The 25,297-nt window shown below is 71.0% G+C and carries 26 protein-coding genes; 13 read left to right on the forward strand and 13 right to left on the reverse strand.

Going from position 1 to position 25,297, the window contains the following annotated elements:
* Window positions 1-8 precede the first annotated feature (8 nt).
* Genes ygfZ through QRY02_RS35805 form a run of 3 tightly spaced genes read left to right on the forward strand, consistent with a single transcriptional unit; the run spans window position 9 to window position 2,681 of the window.
* Window positions 9-1,139 carry a CAF17-like 4Fe-4S cluster assembly/insertion protein YgfZ gene (gene ygfZ, locus QRY02_RS35795; protein WP_285987200.1) on the forward strand — a complete coding sequence of 377 codons (1,131 nt, stop codon included), beginning with the start codon at window positions 9-11 and terminating at the stop codon, window positions 1,137-1,139.
* 49 nt (window positions 1,140-1,188) lie between these two features.
* The gene (locus tag QRY02_RS35800) at window positions 1,189-1,752 is read left to right on the forward strand and encodes an RsiG family protein (RefSeq protein WP_285987201.1); all 564 of its coding nucleotides are present in this window, start codon (window positions 1,189-1,191) and stop codon (window positions 1,750-1,752) included.
* Window positions 1,749-2,681, forward strand: a complete 933-nt coding sequence (locus tag QRY02_RS35805; RefSeq protein ID WP_285987202.1) for an asparaginase — start codon at window positions 1,749-1,751, stop codon at window positions 2,679-2,681. Before QRY02_RS35800 ends, QRY02_RS35805 begins: the two co-directional genes overlap by 4 nt.
* Window positions 2,682-2,803: 122 nt before the next feature.
* On the opposite strand, the gene QRY02_RS35810 is transcribed toward QRY02_RS35805, so the two are convergent.
* On the reverse strand, window positions 2,804-3,700 hold the full coding sequence (locus QRY02_RS35810; protein WP_285987203.1) for a DUF8083 family protein: 897 nt from the start codon (window positions 3,698-3,700) through the stop codon (window positions 2,804-2,806).
* A 207-nt stretch (window positions 3,701-3,907) separates the two neighbouring features.
* On the opposite strand from QRY02_RS35810, the gene QRY02_RS35815 reads away from it, so the two are divergent.
* Together QRY02_RS35815 and QRY02_RS35820 are read left to right on the forward strand one after the other, a co-directional pair.
* Window positions 3,908-4,102, forward strand: coding sequence for a DUF3073 domain-containing protein (locus QRY02_RS35815; RefSeq protein WP_285987204.1), 195 nt, complete (start codon window positions 3,908-3,910; stop codon window positions 4,100-4,102).
* 134 nt (window positions 4,103-4,236) lie between these two features.
* Window positions 4,237-5,091, forward strand: a complete 855-nt coding sequence (locus tag QRY02_RS35820) for a 3-hydroxybutyryl-CoA dehydrogenase (RefSeq protein WP_285987205.1) — start codon at window positions 4,237-4,239, stop codon at window positions 5,089-5,091.
* On the opposite strand, the gene QRY02_RS35825 is transcribed toward QRY02_RS35820, so the two are convergent.
* From QRY02_RS35825 to QRY02_RS35840, 4 genes are all read right to left on the reverse strand, one after another.
* Window positions 5,082-5,903, reverse strand: coding sequence for an ECF transporter S component family protein (locus QRY02_RS35825; RefSeq protein WP_285987206.1), 822 nt, complete (start codon window positions 5,901-5,903; stop codon window positions 5,082-5,084). The genes QRY02_RS35820 and QRY02_RS35825 overlap by 10 nt on opposite strands.
* A 472-nt stretch (window positions 5,904-6,375) precedes the next feature.
* Window positions 6,376-7,986, reverse strand: coding sequence for an ABC transporter ATP-binding protein (locus QRY02_RS35830; RefSeq protein WP_285987207.1), 1,611 nt, complete (start codon window positions 7,984-7,986; stop codon window positions 6,376-6,378).
* A complete protein-coding gene (locus QRY02_RS35835; RefSeq protein WP_285987208.1) occupies window positions 7,983-9,044 on the reverse strand; it encodes a CbiQ family ECF transporter T component in 1,062 nt (353 codons plus the stop codon). The genes QRY02_RS35830 and QRY02_RS35835 overlap by 4 nt, the downstream gene beginning before the upstream one ends.
* Window positions 9,034-9,666, reverse strand: a complete 633-nt coding sequence (locus QRY02_RS35840) for an SCO2322-related protein (RefSeq protein WP_285987209.1) — start codon at window positions 9,664-9,666, stop codon at window positions 9,034-9,036. The genes QRY02_RS35835 and QRY02_RS35840 overlap by 11 nt, the downstream gene beginning before the upstream one ends.
* A gap of 77 nt (window positions 9,667-9,743) precedes the next feature.
* Here QRY02_RS35840 and QRY02_RS35845 point away from each other — a divergent pair, with 77 nt between their 5' ends.
* Both QRY02_RS35845 and QRY02_RS35850 read left to right on the forward strand, forming a co-directional pair.
* Window positions 9,744-10,652, forward strand: a complete 909-nt coding sequence (locus QRY02_RS35845) for a Gfo/Idh/MocA family protein (RefSeq protein WP_285987210.1) — start codon at window positions 9,744-9,746, stop codon at window positions 10,650-10,652.
* Window positions 10,653-10,965: 313 nt separating this feature from the next.
* A complete protein-coding gene (locus tag QRY02_RS35850; protein ID WP_285987211.1) occupies window positions 10,966-11,712 on the forward strand; it encodes a GNAT family N-acetyltransferase in 747 nt (248 codons plus the stop codon).
* Here the strand turns inward: QRY02_RS35850 and arfB are convergent.
* The 6 genes from arfB to QRY02_RS35880 all read right to left on the reverse strand — a co-directional run bounded on the left by arfB (window position 11,709) and on the right by QRY02_RS35880 (window position 16,597).
* Window positions 11,709-12,140, reverse strand: coding sequence for an alternative ribosome rescue aminoacyl-tRNA hydrolase ArfB (arfB, locus tag QRY02_RS35855; protein WP_285987212.1), 432 nt, complete (start codon window positions 12,138-12,140; stop codon window positions 11,709-11,711). The two genes, QRY02_RS35850 and arfB, sit on opposite strands and share 4 nt — an antisense overlap.
* 46 nt (window positions 12,141-12,186) lie before the next feature.
* A complete protein-coding gene (purM, locus tag QRY02_RS35860) occupies window positions 12,187-13,257 on the reverse strand; it encodes a phosphoribosylformylglycinamidine cyclo-ligase (RefSeq protein WP_285987213.1) in 1,071 nt (356 codons plus the stop codon).
* A gap of 29 nt (window positions 13,258-13,286) precedes the next feature.
* Window positions 13,287-14,813, reverse strand: a complete 1,527-nt coding sequence (gene purF, locus QRY02_RS35865) for an amidophosphoribosyltransferase (protein WP_285987214.1) — start codon at window positions 14,811-14,813, stop codon at window positions 13,287-13,289.
* A 118-nt stretch (window positions 14,814-14,931) separates the two neighbouring features.
* On the reverse strand, window positions 14,932-15,237 hold the full coding sequence (locus QRY02_RS35870; RefSeq protein WP_285987215.1) for a hypothetical protein: 306 nt from the start codon (window positions 15,235-15,237) through the stop codon (window positions 14,932-14,934).
* Window positions 15,224-15,463, reverse strand: a complete 240-nt coding sequence (locus QRY02_RS35875; RefSeq protein WP_086837856.1) for a DUF397 domain-containing protein — start codon at window positions 15,461-15,463, stop codon at window positions 15,224-15,226. The genes QRY02_RS35870 and QRY02_RS35875 overlap by 14 nt, the downstream gene beginning before the upstream one ends.
* A gap of 255 nt (window positions 15,464-15,718) precedes the next feature.
* Window positions 15,719-16,597, reverse strand: a complete 879-nt coding sequence (locus QRY02_RS35880; RefSeq protein ID WP_285987216.1) for a Sco1979 family transcriptional regulator — start codon at window positions 16,595-16,597, stop codon at window positions 15,719-15,721.
* Window positions 16,598-16,761: 164 nt separating this feature from the next.
* Between QRY02_RS35880 and QRY02_RS35885 the strand changes: the two genes are divergently transcribed.
* On the forward strand, window positions 16,762-17,592 hold the full coding sequence (locus QRY02_RS35885) for an SAM-dependent methyltransferase (protein WP_285987217.1): 831 nt from the start codon (window positions 16,762-16,764) through the stop codon (window positions 17,590-17,592).
* 16 nt (window positions 17,593-17,608) lie between these two features.
* Here the strand turns inward: QRY02_RS35885 and QRY02_RS35890 are convergent, their stop codons facing one another.
* A complete protein-coding gene (locus QRY02_RS35890) occupies window positions 17,609-17,989 on the reverse strand; it encodes a sterol carrier family protein (protein WP_285987218.1) in 381 nt (126 codons plus the stop codon).
* Window positions 17,990-18,045: 56 nt separating this feature from the next.
* Between QRY02_RS35890 and QRY02_RS35895 the strand changes: the two genes are divergently transcribed.
* The 5 genes from QRY02_RS35895 to QRY02_RS35915 all read left to right on the forward strand — a co-directional run bounded on the left by QRY02_RS35895 (window position 18,046) and on the right by QRY02_RS35915 (window position 22,884).
* Complete coding sequence (locus QRY02_RS35895; protein ID WP_285994014.1) at window positions 18,046-18,741, forward strand: type VII secretion system-associated protein; 696 nt, start codon at window positions 18,046-18,048, stop codon at window positions 18,739-18,741.
* A 104-nt stretch (window positions 18,742-18,845) separates the two neighbouring features.
* Window positions 18,846-19,646 (forward strand): lysozyme, encoded by an 801-nt coding sequence (locus QRY02_RS35900; protein WP_285987219.1) that lies wholly within the window; start codon window positions 18,846-18,848, stop codon window positions 19,644-19,646.
* A 192-nt stretch (window positions 19,647-19,838) separates the two neighbouring features.
* On the forward strand, window positions 19,839-20,708 hold the full coding sequence (locus QRY02_RS35905) for a lysozyme (RefSeq protein ID WP_285987220.1): 870 nt from the start codon (window positions 19,839-19,841) through the stop codon (window positions 20,706-20,708).
* Window positions 20,709-20,882: 174 nt separating this feature from the next.
* The gene (locus tag QRY02_RS35910; protein WP_285987221.1) at window positions 20,883-21,806 is read left to right on the forward strand and encodes a hypothetical protein; all 924 of its coding nucleotides are present in this window, start codon (window positions 20,883-20,885) and stop codon (window positions 21,804-21,806) included.
* Between the two features lie 4 nt (window positions 21,807-21,810).
* On the forward strand, window positions 21,811-22,884 hold the full coding sequence (locus QRY02_RS35915; RefSeq protein WP_285987222.1) for a pentapeptide repeat-containing protein: 1,074 nt from the start codon (window positions 21,811-21,813) through the stop codon (window positions 22,882-22,884).
* 71 nt (window positions 22,885-22,955) lie between these two features.
* Here the strand turns inward: QRY02_RS35915 and purL are convergent, their stop codons facing one another.
* Window positions 22,956-25,262 carry a phosphoribosylformylglycinamidine synthase subunit PurL gene (purL, locus tag QRY02_RS35920; protein ID WP_502874158.1) on the reverse strand — a complete coding sequence of 769 codons (2,307 nt, stop codon included), beginning with the start codon at window positions 25,260-25,262 and terminating at the stop codon, window positions 22,956-22,958.
* Window positions 25,263-25,297: the final 35 nt, after the last annotated feature.

Raw genomic sequence — 25,297 nt, forward strand, 5'->3', positions numbered from 1 at the left:
TGGACGGTATGCCGTACCGCTCGCCGCTGCTGGACGTGCCCCGATCGATCCCTTCCCCTGACGACCACCCCGAAGCCGGCGTCCCCTGGCATTGGGGAGACCCGTTCGCGGAGCAGCGGACGGCCTCGCGCAGCGTGGTCGTGATCGACCGGTCGCACCGCGAGTTCCTCGCCGTGACCGGCGAAGACCGGCTGTCGTGGCTGCACCTGGTGATCTCGCAGCACGTGACCGGGCTGGCCGAGGGCTCCGGCACCGAGGCGCTGGTCCTCGACAGCCAGGGCCGCGTGGAGACGCACATGGTGCTGGCGCACCTCGACGGCACGGTGTACCTCGACACCGACCCCGGCCCGAGCGTGACGAGCGCGCTGCCCAAGGGCGGCCCGCAGACGCTTCGCGAGTACCTCGAGGCGATGAAGTTCTGGTCCAAGGTGGACATCCGGGACGCGACCGGCGAGCTCGCGCTGCTCACCGTGCTCGGCCCGGACGCCGAGCGCGTGCTGAGCGCGGCCGGCGCCGAGGTCGGCCCGGAACCGTACGCGGTGGCGGCGCTGCCGGGTGGCGGGTTCGCGCGGCGGATGCCGTGGCCCGGCCGGTCGAGCGTCGACCTGGCGGTGCCGCGCGAGGCGCTCGCGGACTGGTGGAAGCGGCTCACCGACGCGGGCGCGCGGCCGGCGGGCAGCTGGGTGTTCGACGCGCTGCGCGTCGAGTCGGTGCGGCCGCGGCTGGGCGTCGACACCGACGACCGCACGATCCCGCACGAGGTCGGCTGGGTCGGCTCGGCCGCGCACGTCGCGAAGGGCTGCTACCGCGGCCAGGAAACGGTGTCGAAAGTCCACAACGTGGGACGTCCGCCGCGGAACCTGCTCCTGCTGCACCTCGACGGATCGCCCGAGATCACCCCGGAAACCGGTGACCCGGTGCTGCTGGACGGCCGCACGGTCGGCCGGATCGGCACGGTGATCCAGCACCACGAGCTCGGCCCGATCGCGTTGGCGCTGGTCAAGCGGTCGACCCCGGTGGGTGCGGAGCTGCTGGCGGGGTCGGAGGACAACCTCGTCCAGGCGGCGATCGACCCCGACTCCGTGCCCGCGGAACAGCCCGCACCGGGGCGTGCGGCGGCGGCGCAACTCCGTGGCTGAAGGAAAGCCCCTGACAGCGAGATCACGCTCAACCGGGATAAACTGCGCTGTGATCGAAGTGCGGCCCGGCGGCAGGCGGCGGATCGACCGCGTGCTCGGCCCGGGGTACCTCAGCGGCCTGGGTGATCTGCCGCTGAAGGTGCTGCGCGAGCGGCGCGACGAAGCCGCGCAAGAAGAGACCGACCTGTCCTACCTGCGGCGTCTCCTGCACGCCCGGATCGACATCGTGCGCGCTGAACAGGCGCGGCGCAGTTCCGGCGGCGAAGCGAGCATCGTCGACCAGCTGGCCACGATCCTGGCCGACAACGCACTGGGCCCGGCGGCGGGTTCGGGGCGTCACCAGCAGCTGGAGCCGTCCCGCGCGGGCGAGCACCGGCGCCACGCCGAGGCCCTGATCGGCGACACGGACCTGACCGACGTCGAGTCCCTGTCGGACGAAAAACTCGCCTCCGCTTTGGACACTTACGCGCGCGAAGAGCTGTCGGTGTCGTCGTTCCGCCGCGAGGTCCAAGGCGTGATGGACACGCTGAACGCGGAGATCGCCCAGCGCTACCAGCAGGGATCGGCCACAGTGGACGAGCTGCTGGAGAACGAAGGCGGCCGCGGCGAGTGACCGACCCCGTGCTCGCCGAAGTCGTCCGCTCCGGCTTCGTCGAAAGCGTCCACAGAGGCGCCCTCGTGATCACGGGTCCGGAAGGCGAGGCCCGCCTGGCCCTCGGCGACGTGGTCTCACCCGTCTTCCCGCGGTCGTCGAACAAGCCGCTGCAGACCGTCGGCATGCTGCGCGCGGGCCTGGACTTCACGGGCGAGGACCTGGCGCTGGCGTGCGCGTCCCACTCGGGCGAGCCCGGGCACGTGAAGCGGGTGCTGGAGCTGCTGGACGCGGCCGGCCTGCGCGAAGACGACCTGGCGTGCCCACCGGACTTCCCCCTCCACGTGCCGAGCATGCGCGACGCGGCCGAGCCGCGCCGGGTGATGATGAACTGCTCGGGCAAGCACACGGCGATGCTGACGACCTGCGTCCGGGCCGGCTGGCCGGTGGCCGGGTACGCCGCGCCGGACCATCCCCTTCAGCAGGCGATCGCGGGTGCGGTGTCGGAGCTGACCGGCGAGCCGATCGCCCACACGGGTGTCGACGGCTGTGGCGCGCCGCTGTTCGCGTTCTCCCTGACGGGGCTGGCTCGTGCTTTCGGCCGGATCGCCGGTGCTTCCGAGGGCCCTTCGGCGGAGGTCGCTTCGGCGATGCGGGCGCACCCGTGGCTGGTGGCGGGGACGGGCCGCGAAGACACGGCGTTGATGTCCGGTGTGGAGGGTCTGGTCGCGAAGGCCGGCGCGGAAGGGGTCCAGGCGTTCGCGCTACCGGACGGGTTCGCGGTGGCGATGAAGGTGGACGACGGCGCGAAGCGGGCTTGCGCGCCATTGGCGGTGGAGGCACTGCGGTACCTCGGGGCGGACGTGTCGGGGCTCGACGAGCTGGCCCGGCCTGCGGTTTTGGGTGGCGGGCGGCCGGTCGGCGAGATCCGGGTGCCGGAGTTGCGCTGATGGGCGGCGGTGCAGCTTCGCGCGCCGTGGCTGATCGGCGTGGCTGAGCAGCCCCCGTTTTCCACGCTACCGGGAGGCACCGACAGTTCCGGGCCGGGAAGCCGCCGGACCGTCCGGCTCCCCTAGTTGGCGCGTTCGCGGGCGGCCACGTCGCCCCAGAACTCCCGCAGGTCCGAGAACAGTTCGGCCAGCTCCTCGACGTTGCCCGAGCGCAGGGCGTCCAGGATGTCGTGGACCTCGTCGGCCGTGTTGTCGGCTTCCAGGACCGGGTCCGTGAACAACTGCACCAGGCCGCCGTAGTCGAGCTCGACCACCGAGTCCGCGTGGAAGTTGTCCAGCCACCGGCGCGTCTCGAACAGCACGCGGCCCGGCCCGGAGTCGCCGAAGGTCTGCTCCAGCAGCTCACCGGCCTCGCGGGCGCGGTGCTGCGCGTCGGCGAGGGTCGCCCGCCAGGACAGTTCGCGCCGGGGGTCGGCCCGGCCGTCGCCCAGTACCAGGCGCCGTTCCTCCGGCTCGATCAGCACGAACCACGGCAGCGGGACGGTCCAGGTCGTCGACAACGTGTGCGCCGCCGACGTGCTCAGGTCCACCATCGCCGACTTCGTCCGCGCGCGGATCGTCTCCTGGGTGAAGCCGCCTTCGTCGAGGACGACGTTCTTCAGCGCCGGGTGCGCGTCGCCGAGGAAGGTGACCAGCGCGGCCGCCGAGCGGGCCCGCAGCTCCAGCGGGCAGACGAGCGGGCCGTGCTCGGCTTTGCCGCCCGGCACTTCCGCGGGGTCGAGCACCAGGACGTCGGTCAGCAGGCTCGGCGCCGGCCGGCCGTCGGCGAGCTCGGCGGGCAGCAGCCGCCGCGGCGCGGCCACCTGTGACCTGAGCCACATGGCCTGCTCCCGTGCGCCCGCGTCCGTCCGCCGCAGCTTGGCCGCGGCGACGGCCGCACGCAGCCGCTCGTCCGGCGGATCGCCCAGGGCGAGCAGGGGTTCGTACACCCGCAGGTAAGCCACGAAGGGACGAAGCACGGGTAGATCGTGGCACGTCTACCTGCACCGATCGCCACCGACCGGCCGGTAACCGGTGTCCGGCGAACACTGTCGTGACCGGCACACCGTGCCACGTCGCATCCAACCCCCGGGACACGGTACGGTGTGAGCAGGAAATAATTGTCGAGACGATGCGGGGCCGCCGATTCCCCCGGCCGCCCCGCCCCTGTGCGAGGGGGTCGAGCCATGGGGCGCGGCCGGGCTAAGGCCAAGCAGACGAAGGTGGCGCGTGAGCTCAAGTACAGCTCGCACGAGACCGACTTCGATGCTTTGCAGCGCGAGCTGTCGAGTAACTCCTCCAGTGACAACCACCACGAGGAGCCTGCCGACAGCGGGTATGAAGACCCGTACGACGACGGGTACGACGAGTACCGTCGTTGAGCACGCGTAAACGCGCGAGGGCGAAGCCGGCACGTCCGGCGAGCGCCCTCGCGCGTCGTGTGCTGCCCACAAACGCGTCCACAGTGTTGTCCGAATGAGGCGCGCGGGCTGCGAAGCGACGAAGGAGTGAGCCGGTGGTAAGTCGGGTTGGAGTCGTCGGGGCGGGCCTCATGGGGTCCGGTATCGCCGAGGTGCACGCACGGTCCGGGTTGGACGTCGTGATCACCGAGGTGAACCAGCCGGCGCTCGACGCGGGCAGGGCACGCATCGAGAAGTCGCTGCAACGCGGCGTCAAGAGCGGCAAGCTGACCACCGAGGACGCCGACGCGGCGCTCGCCAGGCTCCGGTTCACCACGGACATCGCCGAGTTCGCCGACCGCGACCTGGTCATCGAGGCGATCCTCGAGCAGGAGCAGGCGAAGATCGACGTCTTCCGCCAGCTGGACAAGATCGTCGAGGCCGAGGACGCGCTGTTCGCGTCCAACACGTCGTCGATCCCGATCATGAAGCTGGGCATGGCGACGAGCCGGCCGCAGCAGGTGGTCGGCATCCACTTCTTCAACCCGGTGCCGGTGCTGCCGCTGGTGGAGCTGGTGCCCTCGCTGCTGACCAGCGAGGAGACCGCCCGCCGCGCGGAAGACCACGCGACGACGGCGCTGGGCAAGACCGTGATCCGCTCGCAAGACCGCGCCGGGTTCATCGTGAACTCGCTGCTGGTGCCGTACCTGCTCTCGGCGATCCGGATGATCGAGTCGGGCTTCGCCTCGGCCGAGGACATCGACCGCGGCATGGAGCTGGGCACGGCCCACCCGATGGGCCCACTGCGGCTGTCCGACCTGATCGGGCTGGACACGGTCAAGGCCATCGCGGACTCGATGTACGCGGAGTTCAAGGAGCCGCTGTACTCGTCACCGCCGCTGCTGCTGCGCATGGTGGACGCGGGCCTCCTCGGCAAGAAGACGGGCCGCGGCTTCTACTCCTACGGCTGACTGAACGTCGCGGGCGCGTCGAAGGCGGCGCGCCTCGCGGCGCGCCGTAGTACGGCCAGGACAGCCGGCCCGAGCAGGACGATCGCGACCGCGTTGGTGATCGCCCGGCCGGTGTCCCAGCCGAGGGTCGACGTCAGGACGGTGTAGACGGCGAACCGGTGGAGGTTCTCCACCAGCGGCGCACCGGGCACGAAGCCGAGCTGCGCGGAGTCACCGGCGAGGAACGGCCACGACCACAGGCTCATCAGCAGCCCGAAGAAGTAGGCCGCGAAGACGCCGTACCCGACGAGCAGGGCGATCTCGGCTTTGCCGCGCGGTTTCCGCGGAAGCAGCCCGGCCCCCAGCCCGACCAGCGACGACGCCAGCATCTGGAACGGCAGCCACGGCCCGACACCGGCGGTGAGCAGCGCACTGGTGAACAGCGAGGTCGAGCCGAGCACGAACCCGAACCCGGGCCCGAAGACCCGGCCGGCGAGGACGAGCAGGAAGAAGACCAGCTCGATGCCCCCGGTGCCGGCCCCGAGAGGCCGAAGCCCGGCGTTGACGGCCGAGAGCACCCCGAGGAGGGCGAGCGCCTTGGCATCGATGCCACCGCGGGAAAGTTCGGCGAGCACGACCAGGAGCAGCACCGGCAGGGTCGCCATGAAGACGAAGGGCGCGTCAGCGGTGTGCGCGGCCGCGGTCGGCTGCGGGTGGGCGAGCAGAGGCCAGCAGAACATGGCCAGCCCGAGAACGCTCGCGACGCTGAGGACCAGCGCGGGCCGCGGAGTCAGGCGAACAGTGCGAGGCGGTGGGCCGAGGAAGTCGGTCATGCCGGTGTCACCGCAGCCGCTTCGGGAGCGCCGGCGGGTGGGTCCGCGCTGATCGGCGAGTGCCGCGGAGCATCGGGTGGGTGTGAGGCGGCTGCGAGCTGGTGGCTGGCTGTGGGCGCCGGAATCCGCGGGGCATCGCCAGGCGTCTTTGGACGCTCGGCCGCCGCGCCGAGCAGCGCGGGATGGCTCCGCGCGAGCCAGCCGGGCATACCGGAGCGCGCAGAGGCGCCTGCCGGCATGTGCGGCGCGCCGACAGCGGCGATGCAAGTGGTGGCGCCGGAGCGGTCGCGCAGCTGCGAGGCAGGCCGAACCGCGGCCCGCAGGCCAGCGCCCGAGCGGCTGCACACCTCCGAGCGGCCACCAACCACGACCCGCGAGCCATCGCCAGCCGCGACCCGCAGACCAGCGGCCGAGTGCGCTCGTTGACCTTGGCCCCCCGCCCGCCCCCGCCCCCTCCCCGCCCTCCGCGTGCTCATGCCAGCGCTTCCGCTACCTCGTCCACCGTCAGCCACTGCTGCGGCGCGAGGATCTTCGCCACCTGCGGGGCGAAGGCCGGCGAGGCGACGATCACCTCCTTCGTCGGGCCGTCCGCTACCACCTCGCCCTCGGCCATGACCACCACGCGGTCGGCCGCCGTTGCCACGAACTCGACGTCGTGGGTTGCCAGCACTACCGCGTGGCCCTGCGAGGCCAGCTCTCGCAGGGCTGCCGCGAAGCGCCTTTTTGCGTGGTAATCGAGGCCGCGCGTCGGCTCGTCGAGCAGGACCAGCGGTGGGGCCGACGCCAGCTGGATCGCCAGCACCACCGCCAGCCGCTGCCCTTCCGAAAGGTCGCCGGGGTGCGCTTCGCCGGCGATTCCGGGGGCGAGCCGGTCCAGCAGGGCCCGGGCCGTTCCTGCCGGGACCTCAGACTCGGCGTCCGCCTGTGCGCACTCGGCGTCCACCGAATCGAGGTATAGCAGGTCGGCCGGGGTCTGCGGGACCAGGCCCACGCGCTGACGGGCCACTCGTGGCTTGAGCGCTGCCGGGTCCGCGCCACCGACGTCGACCTTCCCCGCCGACCTCGGGCCGCTGCCCTGCACCGCCCAGAGAAGCGACGACTTGCCGGAGCCGTTGCGTCCCATCAGCGCGACCACCTCTCCCGGCCCGACACGCAGGTCCACCCCGCGCACCGCCAGGACATCTCCGTATCGGACCACCACCCTTCTCACATCCAGTGCCGAACCGGTCACCGAAAGGCTACGACCCACCACCGACAGTTTTTGACGGCTCGGCGCGAGCCGGTCGCGGAGGGGCCCCGCGACCCGCCGCGCGTCCCGCACCGACAGCGGCAGCGGCGACCAGCCCGCCAGCCGCCCCAGCTCGGCGATCGGGGGTGCGATCGACGACGTCGCCAAGATCTCGGCCGGCGGTCCGGAGCGCACCGAACCGTCGCCCGGCAGGTACAGCAGCCGGTCCGCGTACTGCGCCACCCGCTCCATGCGGTGCTCCGCGACGATCACCGTCGTCCCCAGGTCGTGCACCAGCCGGGTGATCGCCGCCAGCACGTCCTCGGCCGCCGTCGGGTCCAGCGCCGACGTCGGCTCGTCCAGCACCACCACCGCCGGGTGCGCCGTCAGCACCGAACCGATCGCCACGCGCTGCTGCTGACCGCCCGACAGTGTCCGCAGTGGACGGTTGCGCAGCTCCGCGATGCCCAGCAGGTCCAGGGTCTCCTCGACGCGCTTGCGCATGACGTCCGGCGGCACCGCCAGCTGCTCCATCGCGTACGCGAGTTCCTCCTCGACGGTGTCCGTCACGAACCCCGCGAGCGGGTCCTGCCCGACGACGCCGACGACCGAAGCCAGCTCGCGAGGCGGGTAGCGAGCCGTGTCCAGGCCGGAGACGACGACCCGGCCGGAAAGGCGGCCGCCGGTGAAGTGCGGGACGAGCCCGTTGAGCGCGCCGAGGAACGTCGACTTGCCCGCCCCGGTCGGCCCCGCGACCAGGCACAGCTCACCCTCTTCGACCAGCAGCGACACGTCCGACAGCACCGGCCGCGAGGCGTCCGGGTAGGTCACCGTGACCCGCGAAAACTCGATCATCGGACGACCTCCGGAACAGGGGGCGAAACGAACGCCGGCAGCACCGCGACCAGCACGGACAACGCGTGCGCCCAGGACAGCTCCGGCCAGCGCAGCGGGCTCAGCGAAGGGAACAACCGGCCCGCGTCGATCCGCGCGGTCGCGAAGAGCAGCGCGCACGCCCCGACGCCGGCCGCGACGACCAGCGTCTCCGGCCACCGCCACGGGTCGGGCCGGTACGCCGTCCGCCGCACCCGGCGGCCGCCGAGCACGAAGCCGGCGACGGCCACGACCAAGCCGGCCGCCAGCAACGGCACCCCGAGCCAGGACGACGTCCCGTCGAGCACGCCGTAGACGCCGACGCACACGCCCATCAGCCCGGCCAGGACGCAGGAAGCGATCAGCACCCGCAGCCCGGCGCTCAGGTAGGCCCGGCGGCCGTAGCCCCGGGAGTCCATCGCGGCCGCCAGCCGCAGGGACCGGTCCATCGCGTCCTCCAGCACCGGCACCACGATGCCCTTGACCGCCCGCAGCCCGCGAGACCGGCCCGCCCGCAGTCGCCGGGCGCGCCGCACGCGCTGGACGCTCTCGACGAGCTGCGGGGCGACCGTCAACGCCACCGTCACCGCCGTGCCCACCTCGTACAACGCCCCCGGGACCGCCTTGAGCAGGCGTTTCGGGTTGGCCAGGGCGTTCGCCGCGCCGACGCAGACGACCATCGTCGCCAGCCGCAGGCCGTCGTAGAAACCGCCGAGCAGCTCCTCCGCCGACGCCGGCCCGAACAGGGACAACCCGGCGGCGAGCGGGATCCGCGGCAGCGTGAACAGCACGTGGCCGCCGTCTTCGCCGCCGATCAGGATCCGGAACAGCACGCGGGAGGCGACGATCAGCGCGCCGACGTAGACGTACAGCCGGAACGCCAGCGCCCAGGGCGCGTCACTACGCCGGTTCGCGACGACGAACCCGGCGACGGCGATGATCAGGCCGAGCAGCAGCGGGTTCGTCGTCCGGCTCGCGGCGACGGCCAGCGCGAGCGCCCAGGCCCACCAGGCGCCGGGGTGCAGCGCCCTACTGCGCACGCCGGCGACGGGCGACGACGAGCCCGGCGCCGCCGACCAGCACGATCACGACCGCCCCGATCACCAGGCCCCACGGGAACGAACTGCCCTGGTCAGCGGCGGGAGCGGGAGCCGGCGAGGAAACCTGCCGGACCGGCGGCACCCGCGGCGGCGCCGGCAGGTCGTTCGCCGACTTCGGACGCGCGAACGCCCACCCTTCGAACCCGCCGGGAACCGGCTTCGCCGTCTGGGCGCCTTCCTGGCTCGACGTCCAGCTGCCTCCGGCGGAGGCGTGCCAGTAGCTCCAGTACGCCGTCGCCGACGGCATCCCCGCGCACGACTCGACGTCGGGACCGGGCTGTCCGTTGATCCGGCAGGCCACGGCGAGGCCGTACTTCTGGGAGCCGGCCACCTCGATCCCGGCCTCCTGCAAGGCCGCGACGCCGTTCGCGGGCGTCCCGGGGGCGCAGCGGACCAATGACCCGGGACCCAGGTCGCCGAAATCGACGACCACCGTCACGCCACCGCCCTCCGGGCAGGCCCCGTCGGTGCCCGTCGCCGAAGCGGGCGCGACCCCGATGAGGCCGGCGCCGAGCAGCACGGCGAAGACGGTGACGAGCCGGGATAGGCGGGAGGCGATCATGCAGGCACTTTAACCACGTCGGCGCCCGGCACAGGTGCGGTTCCGGAGCGACGCGGGACACACCTAGACTGCGGGCCGTGGGACAGCTCAACGCGGACGGACAGCTGCGCGTCGGCCTGATCGGCGCCGGCCCGTGGGCCACGACGATCCACGCGCCCGGACTGGCGGATCACCCCGGCACGGCGCTGACCGCGGTCTGGGCCCGGCGGCCGGAGGCGGCGCAAACGCTTGCGGAGACGCACTGCGCGGCCGTCGCCGGCAGCGTCGAGGAGCTGTTCGAGCAGGTGGACGCGGTCGCGCTCGCCGTTCCGCCGTCGATCCAGGCCGAGCTGGGCGTGCGCGCGGCCGAGGCCGGGAAGCACCTGATCCTGGAGAAGCCGATCGCCGCCGACCTCGACGGCGCGCGACGGCTGGCCGACGCGGTCGCGGCCGCCGACGTGGCCGCGCTCGTGGTGCTGACCTTGCGTTACTCGGCGCAGACCCAGGAGTGGCTCGCCGGTCTCGCCCAGGCGGGCGGCTGGGCGGGCGGCGGTGCGCGCTGGCTGTCCGGCGCGCTGCTCGGCGGCCAGTACGCCGCCTCGGCGTGGCGGCAGGACGACGGCGGCGCGCTGTTCGACATCGGCCCGCACGCACTCGACATGCTGGACGCCGCGCTCGGCCCGATCACCGAGGTGGTGGCGGCCCGCCAGAGCCCCGGCGACCTCTGGCACCTGATGCTGGCGCACGACGGCGGCGTGGTCAGCACGGCCACGCTCTCGCTGCGGCTGCCGGTGCAGCCGACCGTCGTCGAAGTCGCGGTCTGGGGACAGCACGGTTACCGGACGCTCGGCCGCAAACCGGGCTCCGCGCAGGAGTCCTACACCGCACTGCTGGACGATTTCGCGGCGATGATCGCCAGCGGCACGACGACGCACCCCTGCGACGTCCGGCGGGGCCTGCACCTTCAGCGCCTGCTCGAGCAGGCGCGCGAACTGGCCGCGAAGTAGTACACAGGCCAGCTCCGCGTCTTCTCGTTGCGCCGCAGCACTTTCACACTTTTCCCTCGAATTCATCCACAGGGTTGTCCACAGGCTCCATGCTCCACTGTGGACAGTGCACCATCGCGTACCCCGAACGCCGGTAATCCGCTTGCCGGCCGTGCGACCATGGCCGCGAAGAGCCACTTCGAGTTCAAGGAATGACTGCCTATGCCTGGCGCCCCCTCCGGCGTCGGCCCCCGCTAGGCCCGACGCCCAGCGCCCTGCCCGCATGCCCGTCCCAGGGCTGCGGTTCCTTGACGTGCTTTTCGAAAGGGCTCACATGTCCGCCATTCAGGCCTATGTCCGCACGACCGCACCGCGCGGCCGGGAGAGCGAGCGGGTCGGTCCGTTCCTCGCGACCTACTCGCCGGGCACGCCCCACCCGATGCTCAACTACGCGATCCCGGACGACGGCGCGAAGCCGACGGCGGCCGAGATCGACGCGCTGACCGCGGCCTACCGGCGGCGGGACCTGCTCCCGCGGCTGGAGTACTTCACCGACGTTGCACCCGACCTGGAGAAACTGCTGGTCGGAGCGGGGTACGAGCTCGAACGGCGGGTGCCGCTGATGACGTGCGCGCCGGCCGCGCGGGTCGACCGGCCGGTCCCGGCCGGCATCCGGCTGCGCGCGCCGGGGTCCGCCGAGGACTTCCGGCGCATGCGGTCGGCGCAGCACACGGCGTTCGGCGAACCCGCGGAGATCGGTGACGACGAGGTCGAGCAACTCCGGTCCGGCACCGGTGTCCGGCATCTCCTGGCGGAGGACGTCGAAACGGGGGAAGTCGTCGGCGGCGGGCTCGCGCTCGAAATCGTCGACGGCACCACCGAGATCGCCGGGATCGCGGTGCTCGAGCCGTACCGGGGCCGTGGGATCGCCGCGGCGCTGACCGCGCACCTCACGCGCCAGGTCCACGAGGCCGGGGCCCACACGGCGTTCCTCACCCCCGGTGACCTGGGGATCGGGAACGTCTACGCCCGGGTCGGCTACCGGCCGGCGGGCGAGTGCGTGCACCTGTCGCTGAGCTAGTCGTTCAAGCGGCCGGAGCGGCCTCGTTTCACGTCGCTCCGGCGCTTCTTCGACGCCAGGCGGCGCTCCTTCGAACCGCGAGAAGGCTTCGTGGGGCGCCGCTTCGCCGGGGGCGGGGCCGACGCGTCGAGCAGCAGGTTCGTCAGGCGGCCGCGCGCGGCTTCGCGGTTCTGCAGCTGGGAGCGGTGTTCGCTGGCCGCGATCGTCAGGACGCCGTCGACCAGCCGGGCGCCGAGCCCGGCCAGCACCCGGTCCCGCAGATGTTCGGGGATCGACGGTGAACCAGCGACGTCGAACGACAGCTCGACCCGCGAATCCGTGGTGTTGACCCCCTGGCCGCCAGGGCCGGACGACCGCGAAAAGCGCTCGTTCAGCTCGGCTCCCGGGATCGTGAACCGGGAGCCGACCACCACGTCTCCGGCTGCCATGACACCAGTGTGACAGCCGCGATCAAGGCGCTTTTCAGAAACGCTGTCAGAAGCGCGGGTGGTCGCCCGAGAGCACCGCGCGCGGGCCGTCGACGTCGTCGGCGGGCTGGACGTCACCCAGCACCCACGCCGGGACGTGCCGCGCGGTCAGCATGGCCAGCGCCCGGTCGACGTCTTCGGCGCCGACGATCGCGACCATGCCGACCCCCATGTTGAAGGTCTTCTCCAGCTCGGCGCGCTCGACCTTGCCGCGCTGGCCGATCAGCGCGAACACCGCGGACGGCGTCCAGGTGCCGCGGTCCAGCCGGGCGACCAGGCCACGCGGCATGACCCGGGCGAGGTTGGCCTCCAGGCCGCCGCCGGTGATGTGCGCGAACGTCCGCACCTCGGTCTCCGCGGCGAGGGCGAGGCAGTCCTTCGCGTAGATCCGCGTCGGCTCCAGCATCTCCTCGCCGAGGGTGCGGCTGAACTCCTCGACGTACCCGCCGAGCGGCATCCGGGCGATGTCCAGCAGCACGTGCCGGGCCAGCGAGTAGCCGTTCGAGTGCAGGCCCGACGACTCGAGGGCCAGCACGACGTCACCCGGACGGACCTTCTCCGGCGAGAGCAGCTGCGACGCCTCGACCACGCCGACGCCGGTGGCCGACATGTCGTAGTCGTGCTCGCCCATCAGGCCCGGGTGCTCGGCGGTCTCGCCGCCGAGCAGCGCGCAGCCCGCCCGGACGCAGCCCTCGGCGATGCCGCCGACCAGCGCGGCGATCTTCTCCGGGTGGACCTTGCCGACAGCGATGTAGTCCTGCAGGAACAGCGGCTCGGCCCCGGTCACGACCAGGTCGTCGACCACCATCGCGACCAGGTCGATGCCGACGGTGTCGTGCTTGTCGAGCGCCTGCGCGACCGCGATCTTCGTGCCGACGCCGTCGGTCGACGACGCGAGCACTGGCTCCTTCCACTTGTCGAGCTTCAGGGAGAAGAGCCCGGCGAAACCGCCGACGCCACCCATGACCTCGGGCCGCGTCGCCCGCTCGGCGTGCGGCTTGAGCAGCTCGACGGCTTGGTCGCCGGCGTCGATGCTGACGCCGGCGGCGGCGTACGTGGCGCTCGTGGACTCGCTCACGGTGGAAGGACTCCCTACTGGAAGGACTGCTAGGGACGCCGGACGGCGTCTTCGGCACCGTACCCGGCGGGGCTGACGGGGGTCGCCGCGCCATTGACCGCGTCGAGGCTTTCGAGCAGGTGTTTCCCGATCAGCGCGTCCTCCGGCAGCGGGATCGGGTACTCACCCGAGAAGCACGCCGTGCACAACCGCGACTTCGGCTGCTCCGTCGCCGCGACCAGGCCCTCCAGGGAAATGTAGCCCAGCGAGTCGGCCCCGATCGAGCGGCGGATGCCGTCGAGGTCGACGCCGTTGGCGACCAGCTCGGCCCGCGAGGCGAAGTCGATGCCGTAGAAGCACGGCCAGCGCACCGGCGGCGACGCGATCCGGACGTGCACCTCGAGCGCGCCGGCCTCGCGCAGCATGCGGACGAGCGCGCGCTGGGTGTTGCCGCGGACGATCGAGTCGTCCACCACGACCAGGCGCTTGCCGCGGATGACGTCCCGCAGCGGGTTCAGCTTGAGCCGGATGCCCAGCTGGCGGATGGTCTGCGACGGCTGGATGAAGGTGCGCCCGACGTAGGCGTTCTTCACCAGGCCGGTGCCGTAGGGGATGCCGGAGCCCTGCGCGTAGCCGATCGCGGCCGGGGTGCCCGACTCCGGCACCGGCATGACCAGGTCGGCCTCGACCGGCTGCTCGGCGGCCAGGCGGCGGCCGATCTCGACGCGGGTGGCGTGGACGCCGCGGCCGGCGATCGTCGTGTCGGGGCGGGCGAGGTAGACGTACTCGAAGACGCAGCCCTTGGGGTCCGGGTTCGCGAACCGGGACGAGCGCAGGCCCGCGGCGTCGATGGCGATCAGTTCACCGGGCTCGACCTCGCGGACGAAGGACGCGCCGACGATGTCGAGACCCGCCGTCTCGCTGGAAACGACCCAGCCACGCTCGAGCCGGCCGAGCACCAGCGGGTGCACGCCGTGGGGGTCGCGGGCCGCGTAGAGCGTGTTCTCGTCGGCGAAGACCAGGCAGAAGGCGCCCTTGAGGGTGGGCAGCAGCTCCATGGCGGCGGCCTCGATGCCCTTGTCGGCGGCGTTCGCGGCGAGCAGGCCGCAGATCAGGTCGGAATCGCTGGACGAGCCGGTCAGCCCCGCGTGCGGCTTGAGACCCGCTTCGATGGTGCGTTCGCGCAGCTCGGCCGTGTTGACGAGGTTGCCGTTGTGCGCGAAGGAGAGGCCGCTGCCGGTCGCGGTGGTGCGGAAGATCGGCTGGGCGTTCTCCCAGATGGTCGCGCCCGTGGTCGAGTACCGGCAGTGCCCGACGGCGATGTGCCCCTGCAGCGACTGCAGGATCTGCTCGTCGAACACCTGGCTGACCAGGCCGAGGTCCTTGAAGACCACGATCTGCGAGCCGTCGGAGACGGAGATGCCGGCGGCCTCCTGGCCCCGGTGCTGCAGAGCGTAGAGGCCGTAGTAGGTCAGCTTCGCGACTTCTTCCCCGGGAGCCCAGACGCCGAAGACGCCACACTCCTCACGGGGTTCCGGGTCAGGCTGGTCGGACACGACTTGCGGGTCGGAAACCACCGAGGAGCTCCTGGGAAGACGTGGTCAGGCCAGCTTCAGTGTAGACGGTTCGGACACGGGTCAGGCCCCGCCCGGCGTGGTTCTGACCACTTCGGACGGGGCCTGCAAGCCTGTACCGCTAGCACGCATCCGGCAGCGAAAGGATCTCCGACAGCACCTGCGCGCCTTCTCCGCGGCGGCGCCACAGCCACCGCTCCGGCTCGAAGATGTTCTCTTCGGAGCCGGGCATCCTGGTCGCCACGACGTCGTCTTCGGCGTTGAGCCGGACGACGTCCACCACGTCGTCGTGCACCCGCACGCCGACGACCGCGAGGACCTCACCGCGTTCGTCGGCGGGGTGGACGAACTGGTAGCCGCGGGCCACCAGTTCCTGCAGTCCGGTTTCGATGTCGAAGACGGTGGCGACGCCCTCAGCCGAGGACATCGTCGAATTCACCGTCCTTCGCGCCCGCCAGGAACGCCGCCATCTCGGCCCGCGTGTAGACGAGCGCCGGGCCGGTCGGGAACCGCGAGTTGCGCATCGCGATCTCCCCGTTGGACAACGGCGCGACCTCGACGCAGTTGCCGTTGAAGTTGCTGTAGCTCGCCTTGCGCCATTCGACACCGGTCAGCCGATCAGCCGGGACGCCGTTTTCGAATCGCTCAGCCATGATCCCACCTCTCGAAGCAGAAAAGCCTTCCGGACGATGCATCTGCATGTGCATTTGCCCGCGTATCCGAGGTTAGCACGTGTGCCTGCAGCGGTAAATGCACGTGCAGAATTTCTTGCAAAGTTCTCGGACGGTAAGAATTGCCGAACTGCCGTTAACCTATTGGGGGAGAGATAGGCGCACGAACGGCGTAATAGCTACTCTTGGTTACCGCTCGTCGGAGCAAAGCCGACCGTTGAAGCACGGCAACGGCGGCTAGATCTCCTGGCGGCGCTTCGCGAGCATCGCCCGGCTCCGCTCCGGCGTCTCCGCGTCGACCGCCAGCATGTCCAGCGCGCGGCTGTACTTTTCGATCTCTTCGCGCTTCTCGATGTAGTGCGCGCCGGTCAGGTACTCGACGTAGGCGATGTTCGGCAGCTCCGGCTCACCGAATCGCAGCAGCGAAAAGGCGTGTTCCGCCGACAACCCGCTGCTCGCGTACGGCAGCACCTGGACTGACACGTGCGGCAACGCGCTCATCTCGAGCAGGTATTCGATCTGCTGCTTGAGCACCTTCGGGCCCCCGATCGGGCGGTGCAGCACCGACTCGTCGAGCACCATCCACACGCGGGGCGCGTCCGGCCTGCTGAACATCTTCTGCCGCCGCATCCGCAGCGCGACCAGCTGGTCGACCCGCTCGTCGGCCATGTCCGGACGGCCATGGCTGAAGATCGCCCGGGCGTACGGCTCGACCTGCAGGAGCCCCGACACGTAGACCGGCTCCCAGATCTGGATTCGCGCGGCGGCTTCTTCGAGGCCGACGAGGTCGGTGAACCAGTTCGGCATGGTGTCGCCGAAGCGCCGCCACCAGCCCGGCTCGTTCGACTGCTTGACCATGTCGAGGAACGCGCGGCGCTCCGTCGGGTCGTCGACGCCGTACATCGTCAGCAGGTCGGTGACGTCGCGTTCCTTGAACCCGACCCGGCCCAGCTCCAGCCGGCTGATCTTCGACTCGGACCCGCGGATGTTGTAACCGGCCTGCTGGCGGGTGATGCCGGCCTCTTCACGGAGCCGGCGAAGCTGCGAGCCCAGGATCATGCGGCGTGCCGTCGGGCCGATGTTCTGCTCACCTGCGGACGCGTTCACCGCGTTCATTCCCGGCCCTTCCGCGCTCACGTCACCAGGGGGTCCTAGCCCGACTACCGAAAGTACACGTTAAGCCTTCTTGCGCAAAGGGGTGACCCGGTTTACCCCATGCGCGCGCCGTCCTACTGTACGTAGAGCACGAGACTTACAACACACAACTTGCGAGGTTCACCATGCCGGACGCCGCGGCGACCGAACGAGTGCCCGTCGGAGTCGACCCCACCCGGGCGAGCATCGCGCGCGTCTACGACGCCTTCCTGCTGGGGAAGGACAACTACGAGATCGACCGGCAGGTCCTGCAGCAGGTGCAGAAGGCCGCCCCGGAGGCCCAGGACCTCGCGTTCGAGAACCGCGGCTTCCTCATCCGCGTCTGCCGGTTCCTCGCCGGCCAGACCGGCATCACCCAGTTCCTCGACCTCGGCTCCGGCCTGCCGACAGCGGAGAACACCCACCAGGTCGTCCAGCGGATCAACCCGGAGACCAAGGTCGTCTACATCGACAACGACCCGGTTGTCCTCGCACACGGACGGGCCCTGCTCGAAGAGAACGAGCACACCCACTTCGTCGCCGAAGACATCTTCGAACCGCAGAAGATCCTCGAGAACGAGATCGTGCGCCAGCACATCGACTTCAGCCAGCCGCTCGTCCTCCTGCAGATGGGCACCCTGCACCACTACAAGGGCGACCACGACCGGCCGGCCGAGATCATGAAGGAGTACGTCGACGCGCTGCCGTCCGGCTCCTTCGTCGGGCTCAGCCACTTCTTCGACCCCGAAAACGACGATTCGGCGACCGCGCGGCGCATGGAGGACTTCTTCGTGCACAGCCCGATGGGGTCCGGCACGTTCCGGACGCACAAGGAGATCGAGGCGCTGTTCCCCGGCCTCGAGATGGTGCCCCCGGGGGTGGTCCGGTGCGCCGACTGGTGGCCGGACGGCCCGCGGCTCAAGGAGCTCAACGTCGCGCAGCGGACCATCGCGGGCGGCGTCGGCCGCAAGCCGTAACCCGCGCCCCCGGCCGTCAGAGGCGGAGCAGGGGGAGCCAGTGGGACAGGTCGGCCCGGGTGCCCGACGCGGACACCCGGCCGTCCGCCACGGCCGTGGTCCAGTCCAGTTGCCCGGTGGCCAGTTCGAGCCACGTGCGCGGGTCGGTCTCGATCACGTTCGGCGGGGTGCCCCGGGTGTGCCGCGGCCCGTCCACGCACTGCACGGCGGCGAACGGTGGCACCCGGACCTCGACCGTCCGGCCCGGCGCGTCCGCCGCCAGCGCGCGCAGGGACAGGCGCACCGCCGCGGCCAGTTCCGGGCGCGCGGGCGCGGGCGCATCGCCCTGCAACCACGGGGAAATCGCCAGCACCGCCGCACGTAACTGTCCGGGGTCGACCGAACGCGAAGAGGCCATGGGCAAACAGTAGAGTGGCGCACCAAGACTTGGCAGGCACACCCGAGAACGTGGGGATGACGATGGCGCAGCGGGACGAGGCGGATCGGATGGTTTCGCAGCAGCCCACCGGAAGCGGAGCCGATCGCCCCGGCAAGCACAACCGGGCCGCGCGGCGCGAAGGCCGGCAGGCCCGGCGCTCCGGCAAGCACGGCACGCCCGAGATCACCGCGGAGATGCGCGCGAACGCCCGCGCCAATCCCGACAGCTGGCTGTACGTCATCGACGAGGCCTTCGACCCGAACGGCCCGGTGCCGTCGTGGGCGGTCGTCGGCGCGTACCCGGTGAACGGCGCCGGCGACGTCGTCGCCGACTTCCACCCCAACGACCGCTACCGGCCCTCGCCCAAGGCGCTCGGCTTCCCGGAACCGGCGAACGACCTGGAGCACCTGCTGCAGCTCGTCCGCACCGAGCACCGGCCGCCGTCGGACCTGCCGAAGGTCGTCCTCGACGCGACGCTGTTCGTCTACGCGATGTCGCCGGTGCAGCGGACCGTCATCGGCTTCCACAACACCGACGGCCGGGTCATGGTGCCCGCCTACACCCGCAAGTCGCTGGTGCCGCGCGAGTGGCCGCACGCGCGGGCCGTGCTCGGCCGCGACATCGTCGACCTGCTCGGCGGGCACCCGGTCGCGATCAACCCGCACGACCTCATCACGGCGGTCGTGCCGGCGGAGCACCTGGTGAAGGCCGTCGCCGACGAGCGCCGCTGACCTGCGGGCACCACCCCATCGAGTGATCATCGACTCGCCGATCCGGCGACGCCGGTGCATCGTGAGACTGAAGAAGTCTGACGAGATCGGTGGGGAGCAAGAGGGTGAAAAGACGTTCGCTGCCCTTCGCCGCCGTCCTCGCATCGGTCCTGCTCGTGGCCGGGCAGGCACCGGCGAAGGCCGTCGATCGCTACGCCGGTGCCGAGGACCACTACGCGGGTTCGCAGATCGCCGAGGTCGAAGGCGTCGGCGAGGGCCCCGACGTGCTGTACGGGGGTGACGACCAGCAGCTCGGGCACGACGTCAGCGGGCACCAGGGGCCGGTCGACTGGCCCGGCGCGGCGGGGTCGGGCGCCAAGTTCGTCTACGTCAAGGCGACCGAGGGCACCGGGTTCGTGAACCCGCAGTTCGCGCAGCAGTACAACGGCTCCTACCAGGCCGGCCTGATCCGCGGCGCCTACCACTTCGCGCGGCCGGACATCTCCGACGGCGCGGCCCAGGCGCGGTACTTCCTCGCCCACGGCGGCGGCTGGTCGGCCGACGGCAAGACCCTCCCCGGCGCGCTCGACGCGGAGTACAACCCGTACGGCGAAACGTGTTACGGCAAGGACGCGGCGGGCATGACCGGCTGGATCCGCGCCTTCTCCGACACCTACCGCGCGGCGACCGGCCGGTACCCGACGATCTACACGTCGACGAGCTGGTGGAAGCGGTGCACCGCGAACAACGGCGGCTTCGGCGCCAACCCGCTCTGGATCGCGCGTTACAACACCTTCATCGGCGAACTGCCGTCCGGCTGGAGCATCCACGCGATCTGGCAGTTCGCCGACCGCGGCACGCTGCCCGGCGACCAGGACTGGTTCAACGGCTCAGCGGACCGGCTGCTGGCCCTGGCGCTGGGCTGAACGGCCCAACCGTCCAATAATAGGTGTTAACTCGTCACCAATTAACGATCTTCTTCCCGAGAAAATCACCCACACGTATACCCAATTTCACGGAACTGAGTGACAAACGCCACTTCGTCCCTAACAATCGTGCTCGAGCGGCTACCTGCAGTAAGCCGCTCATCGCGAGGGTTTCCGTGAAGGGATTCAACGATGTCCACATCCCGAAGAGGGCGGCTGTTCGCTGCCCTGGTCGTCCCGGCCACGCTGCTCCTGCTCGGCAGCACGGCGCAGGCGACGACCTTCTCCCCCGAAATCGACCCCGTGGCCGCGATCAACGCGGACATCGCGCAGCACGACCACGAGCTGGGGTCGCAGATCCGGCGCGTCGAAGGTGACCAGTCGACTCCGGACACCCAGAAGTCGGCGCAGCAGCCGCAGCCCGGCCAGGCCATCCCCGGCCAGGTGCTGGCGACGGTGGCCGGCATGGACGTCGCCGGCTACCAGGGCAACGTCGACTGGGCGAACTGGTGGAACCAAGGCAAGCGGTTCGTCTGGACCAAGGCCACGGAGAGCACCAACTACACCAACCCGTACTTCACCCAGCAGTACAACGGCTCCTACAACCAGGGCTTCATCCGCGGCGCCTACCACTTCGCCACGCCGAACACCTCGAGCGGCGCGGCGCAGGCCCGCTACTTCGTCGCCCACGGCGGCGGCTGGTCCAAGGACGGCCGGACGCTGCCCGGGGCGCTGGACATGGAGTACAACCCGTACGGCGCGACCTGCTACGGGCTGAGCAAGGCCGGGATGACGTCGTGGATCCTCGACTTCCACGACACCTACCACTCCCTGACCGGCCGCTACCCGGTGATCTACACGTCGGCGAGCTGGTGGGGCAGCTGCGTGAGCGGCGACTTCTCCAGCACCGCCCCGCTGTGGGTCGCGCGGTACGCGTCGTCGGTCGGCGCCCTGCCCTACAACTGGGGCTACTACACCGTTTGGCAGTACACCTCGAGCCCGCTCGACCAGGACACCTTCAACGGTGCCTACGACCGGCTCCAGGCACTCGCCAACGGCTGACCCACCCCCGCCCGGCTCCCGGATCGTGACGTGTTCGCGTCGCCACGACCGGGAGCCGGTTTCATGCCGTACCGTCCGAGCTTGCAGAATGCTGCAGCCACGTCCTGGGGGAACCGCACGTGCCCGCCGGACGTCGGAAGCGCACGAACACCCAGCGCCCGGAAGGCATGAAAGATGACCTACCCGCCTCAGCCGGGCCAGCCCGGCCAGCCCGACCCGTACGGCCAGCCACAGTCCGGTGGCTTCCAGCAGCAGGGCGGGTGGGACCCCAACCAGCAGCAACAGCCGTACCCGACGCAGCAGTACCCGCAGGGCTGGGATCCGAACCAGCAGGGCTACCCGCCTGCCTCGGGCGGTTTCCCGGCCAACCCGCAGCCGGCGTGGGGCGACCCGTACGCGCAGCAGGCCTGGGCGGACCCCAACGCGCAGCAGCAGTCGGCGTGGGCCGACCCGAACGCGCAGCAGTACGGCCAGCAGGCCTGGGACCCGAACGCGGGCGGCCAGGTGTCCGGCTGGGACCCGGCGACCGGCGGCTACACGCAGGGCTTCGGCGGGCCGCCCGCGCCGCCGAAGAAGAGCAAGACCGGGATGTGGATCGCCATCGGCGCCGCCGTGGTCGTCGTGCTCGCCCTGGTCGGCATCACGGGCTTCGTCGCACCCGGGTTCTTCCTTTCGAAGGACGACACCAACACGGCCGCGGCCCCGTCGTCGAGCACGTCGGCCAAGCCGTCCACGTCGAAGCCGACGACCAAGAAGCCGACGGCTTCCGCCACGAAGCCGACGACGCCCGACGGCGGCGGCGGGAGCAACGGGGACGCCAAGGCCGTGCTGCAGGGCTTCATCGACAAGCTGAACGCGGGCGACAACGCCGGCGCGGTCGCCATGGGCTGCGCCGACTCGAAGGAGCTGCTCAGCTCGTGGCTCGACACGTTCCTCAAGCCGCCGCTGCAGCTGCAGCTCGGCAGCGTGCCCACCGACAAGTACCTGGTCGAGGGCGAGGTGACCGGGACGTCCGCCGGCAAGCCGGTCAAGGGCACGCTGAGCGCGACGAACTTCGACAAAAAGGGCTTCTGCGTCAGCACGATGCTGGTGTCCTGAGCCGGTGAAGCTGTGGCGATCGCCGCTGGCGTGGACGTTCCTCGCATCGGTGCTGCTGCTGGTCGGGGTCGGCGGGTGGCTGCTGACCGACCCCGCCACCAGCCGCAGTGACGCGCTGAAGACGGGCGGCCTGGCCGGCGGCGCGATCGTGGCGCTGTACGCGCTGTGGCTCAACGACCGGCGGCGCCGGGTCGAGGAGCGCCGCCAGGAAATCGAGCGGCGGCGCCACGAACTCGAGGCGCAGCGCGCGGAACAGGACCGCGAGCGGGTCGCCGACGAGCGGTTCGCGAAGGCGGTCGAGCTGCTCGGGCACGCGGCCGACCAGGTGCGCGTGGGGGCGTTGCACGCGCTGGCCGGGTTGGCGCGGAGCCGGCCGGAGTACACGCAGACGGTGCTGGACGTGCTGTGCTCGTACCTGCGGCGGCCGTTTTCGTACACCCGCCCCACAAAAGGCGCCCTGGATGCGGAACAGGAGCCCGAGCTCTCGGTCCGGCTCACGGCCCAACGGCTGGTCACCGATCTGCTCCCCGGGCGAGACGACGAAGGCCCGGCGTACGACCTGGACCTGACCGGCGCCCGGCTGGAGTACTTCGACCTCTCGGGCAAGCTGGTCGGTGGCCTGCTGCTTCGGTACGCGTCGCTGAACAGCAGTACGAACATCAGCGGCTGCCGCTTCAAGGACCGGGTCTACTTCACCGCCGCGGGCACCGAGTCCGGGCGCCTGTTGGGCTACTTCCGTTGCCGCGGCACGGTTTTCGAGAGCCACGCATGGTTCAGCGGCACAGCTTTCGCCGAGGATGCGGACTTCACCGACACGACATTCGCCGGGCCGACGGCGTTCAAGGACGCGACGTTCGCGAAGGACGCGGTGTTCGCCGGGGTGGTCGCCACGGATTCGCTGGACCTTCACCGGACTTCGTTCGCGGGGCAAACCGACCTGCGGTTCGCCGCGCTGCCGGAGTCGGTTTCGCTGTACAACACGCGAGTTCGGACGGAGAAGGAAGTCCGGCTGCCCGCCGCGTGGAAGCTGGAGGAACTGGGCGACGGGGACGCCCGGATCGTGGCCAAGCTGGGCTGAGCAGCCCCCGTTTTCCACGCTAGCGGAGGGCACCGACAGTTTGCGGTGCCCTCCGCTCACGTGTCCACAGGTCAGTCGAACAGGGCCGGGAGCGTGCGCTCCCACGCCTCGCGCAGCTCGTCGAGCGTGAACTCCGTGATGCCCTGCAGCTCCAGCTTGCCCGACTCCGGGTCGACCACGCCGGTCTTGCGCCACGGGAGGCCACGGGCGGTGCACATCTCCGTGAAGCGGAGTTCTTCCGTGCGCGGGACCGCCACCAGCACGCGGCCCGCCGACTCCGAGAACAGCTGCACGAACGGGTCCTGGTCCGCGTCGAGGAACACGCGGGCGCCGCACTGTCCGATCAGGACGGTCTCGACCAGGGTCTGGATCAGGCCGCCGTCCGACAGGTCGTGGGCCGCCGAAATCATGCCGTCGCGGGAACCCGCCACCAGGATCTCGCCCAGCAGCTTCTCGCGGGCCAAATCGACCCTCGGCGGAACGCCGCCGAGGTGGCCGTGCAGCTCGCGGGCCCACGCCGAGCCGTCCAGCTCGTCGTGCGTTTCGCCCAGCAGCAGGAGCGTTTCGCCCGCCTCCGCGCCGATGCCCGTCGGGATGCGGCGGGTCACGTCGTCGATCACGCCGAGGACGCCGATCACCGGCGTCGGGAGGATCGCCGTCGAGCCCGTCTGGTTGAAGAAGCTCACGTTGCCGCCCGTCACCGGGATGCCCAGCTCGACGCAGCCGTCCGCGAGGCCGTGCACCGCCTGCTCGAACTGCCACATCACGCCCGGGTCGGTCGGGGCGCCGAAGTTCAGGCAGTCCGACACCGCGACCGGCGTCGCGCCGCCCGTGGCCACGTTGCGGTACGCCTCCGCCAGCGCCAGCTGCGCGCCGCGGTACGGGTCCAGGTAGACGAACTTGCTGTTGCAGTCCGTCGCCACCGAAACGCCGCGGCCGGTCGACTCGTCGATCCGGATCATGCCCGAGTCCGACGGCTGCGCGAGCACGGAATTCCCGCGCACGTACCGGTCGTACTGCGACGTCACCCATTCCTTCGACGCCTGGTTCGGCGACGAAATCAGCTTGAGCACGTCCGCGCGCAGTTCGTCCGGAGTGGACGGACGCGGCAGGTTCGCCGACGTGTCCGCGATCAACGCGTCCTGAGTGGACGGACGTTCGATCGGCCGGTCGTACACCGGGCCCTGGTGGGCGACCGTGTGCGCCGGGACGTCGACGACGACCTCGTCGTGCCAGGTGATGACCAGGTGCTCGCCGTCGGTGACCTCGCCGATGTCGGTGGCGATGACGTCCCACTTGCGGCACACCGCCATGAACGCCTCGACGTTCTCCGGCGAGACGACCGCGCACATGCGCTCCTGCGACTCGCTGGAGAGCACCTCGGCGGGGGTCATCCCGGTGGCGCGCAACGGAACGCGGTCGAGGTAGATGTGCATGCCGCCGTCGCCGGCCGCGGCCAGTTCCGACGTCGCGCAGGACAGGCCGGCGCCGCCGAGGTCCTGGATGCCGACGACGAGCTTCTGCTCGAACAGCTCGAGGCAGCACTCGATGAGCACCTTCTCGGTGAACGGGTCGCCGACCTGGACGCTCGGCAGCTTCTTGCGGCCGCCCGAGGACTCGTCACCCGAAAAGGTGTCACTCGCCAGGACGGAAACGCCGCCGATGCCGTCAAGGCCGGTGCGGGCGCCGAACAGGATGATCTTGTTGCCGGTGCCGGACGCGAACGCCAGGTGCAGGTCTTCGACGCGCATCGCGCCGACGCACAGGGCGTTCACCAGCGGGTTGCCCGAGTAGGACGGGTCGAACACGAGCTCGCCGCCGATGTTCGGCAGGCCGAGGCAGTTGCCGTAACCGCCGACGCCGGCGACCACGCCGGGCAGCACGCGCTTGGTGTCGGGGGCGTCGGCCGGGCCGAAACGCAGCGCGTCGGCGACCGCCAGCGGCCGCGCGCCCATCGCCATGATGTCGCGGACGATGCCGCCGACGCCGGTCGCCGCGCCCTGGTACGGCTCCACATAGGACGGGTGGTTGTGGCTCTCCACCTTGAAGGTGACCGCCCAGCCCTCGCCGATGTCGACGACGCCCGCGTTCTCACCGATGCCGGCCAGCATCTTGGCCTTCATCTCGTCGGTGGCGGTCTCCCCGAAGTAGCGCAGGTGCTTCTTCGACGACTTGTACGAGCAGTGCTCGCTCCACATGACCGAGTACATCGCCAGCTCGGCATCGGTGGGCCGGCGGCCGAGGATCTCCCGGATGCGGGCGTACTCGTCGTCGGCGAGCCCGAGCTCGCGATACGGCTGGGTGTGGTCCGGGGTCGCCCCGGCGCGCTCGGTGGTGTCAACGGTGCTGGTCACGGTGTCCGTGTCAGGGTTCGCCACGGCCGCCAGGATACGGGGCGCTCCTGCTCGCCCCG

Origin of the sequence: Amycolatopsis sp. DG1A-15b, from assembly GCF_030285645.1 — a bacterium.
Taxonomy (GTDB): domain Bacteria; phylum Actinomycetota; class Actinomycetes; order Mycobacteriales; family Pseudonocardiaceae; genus Amycolatopsis.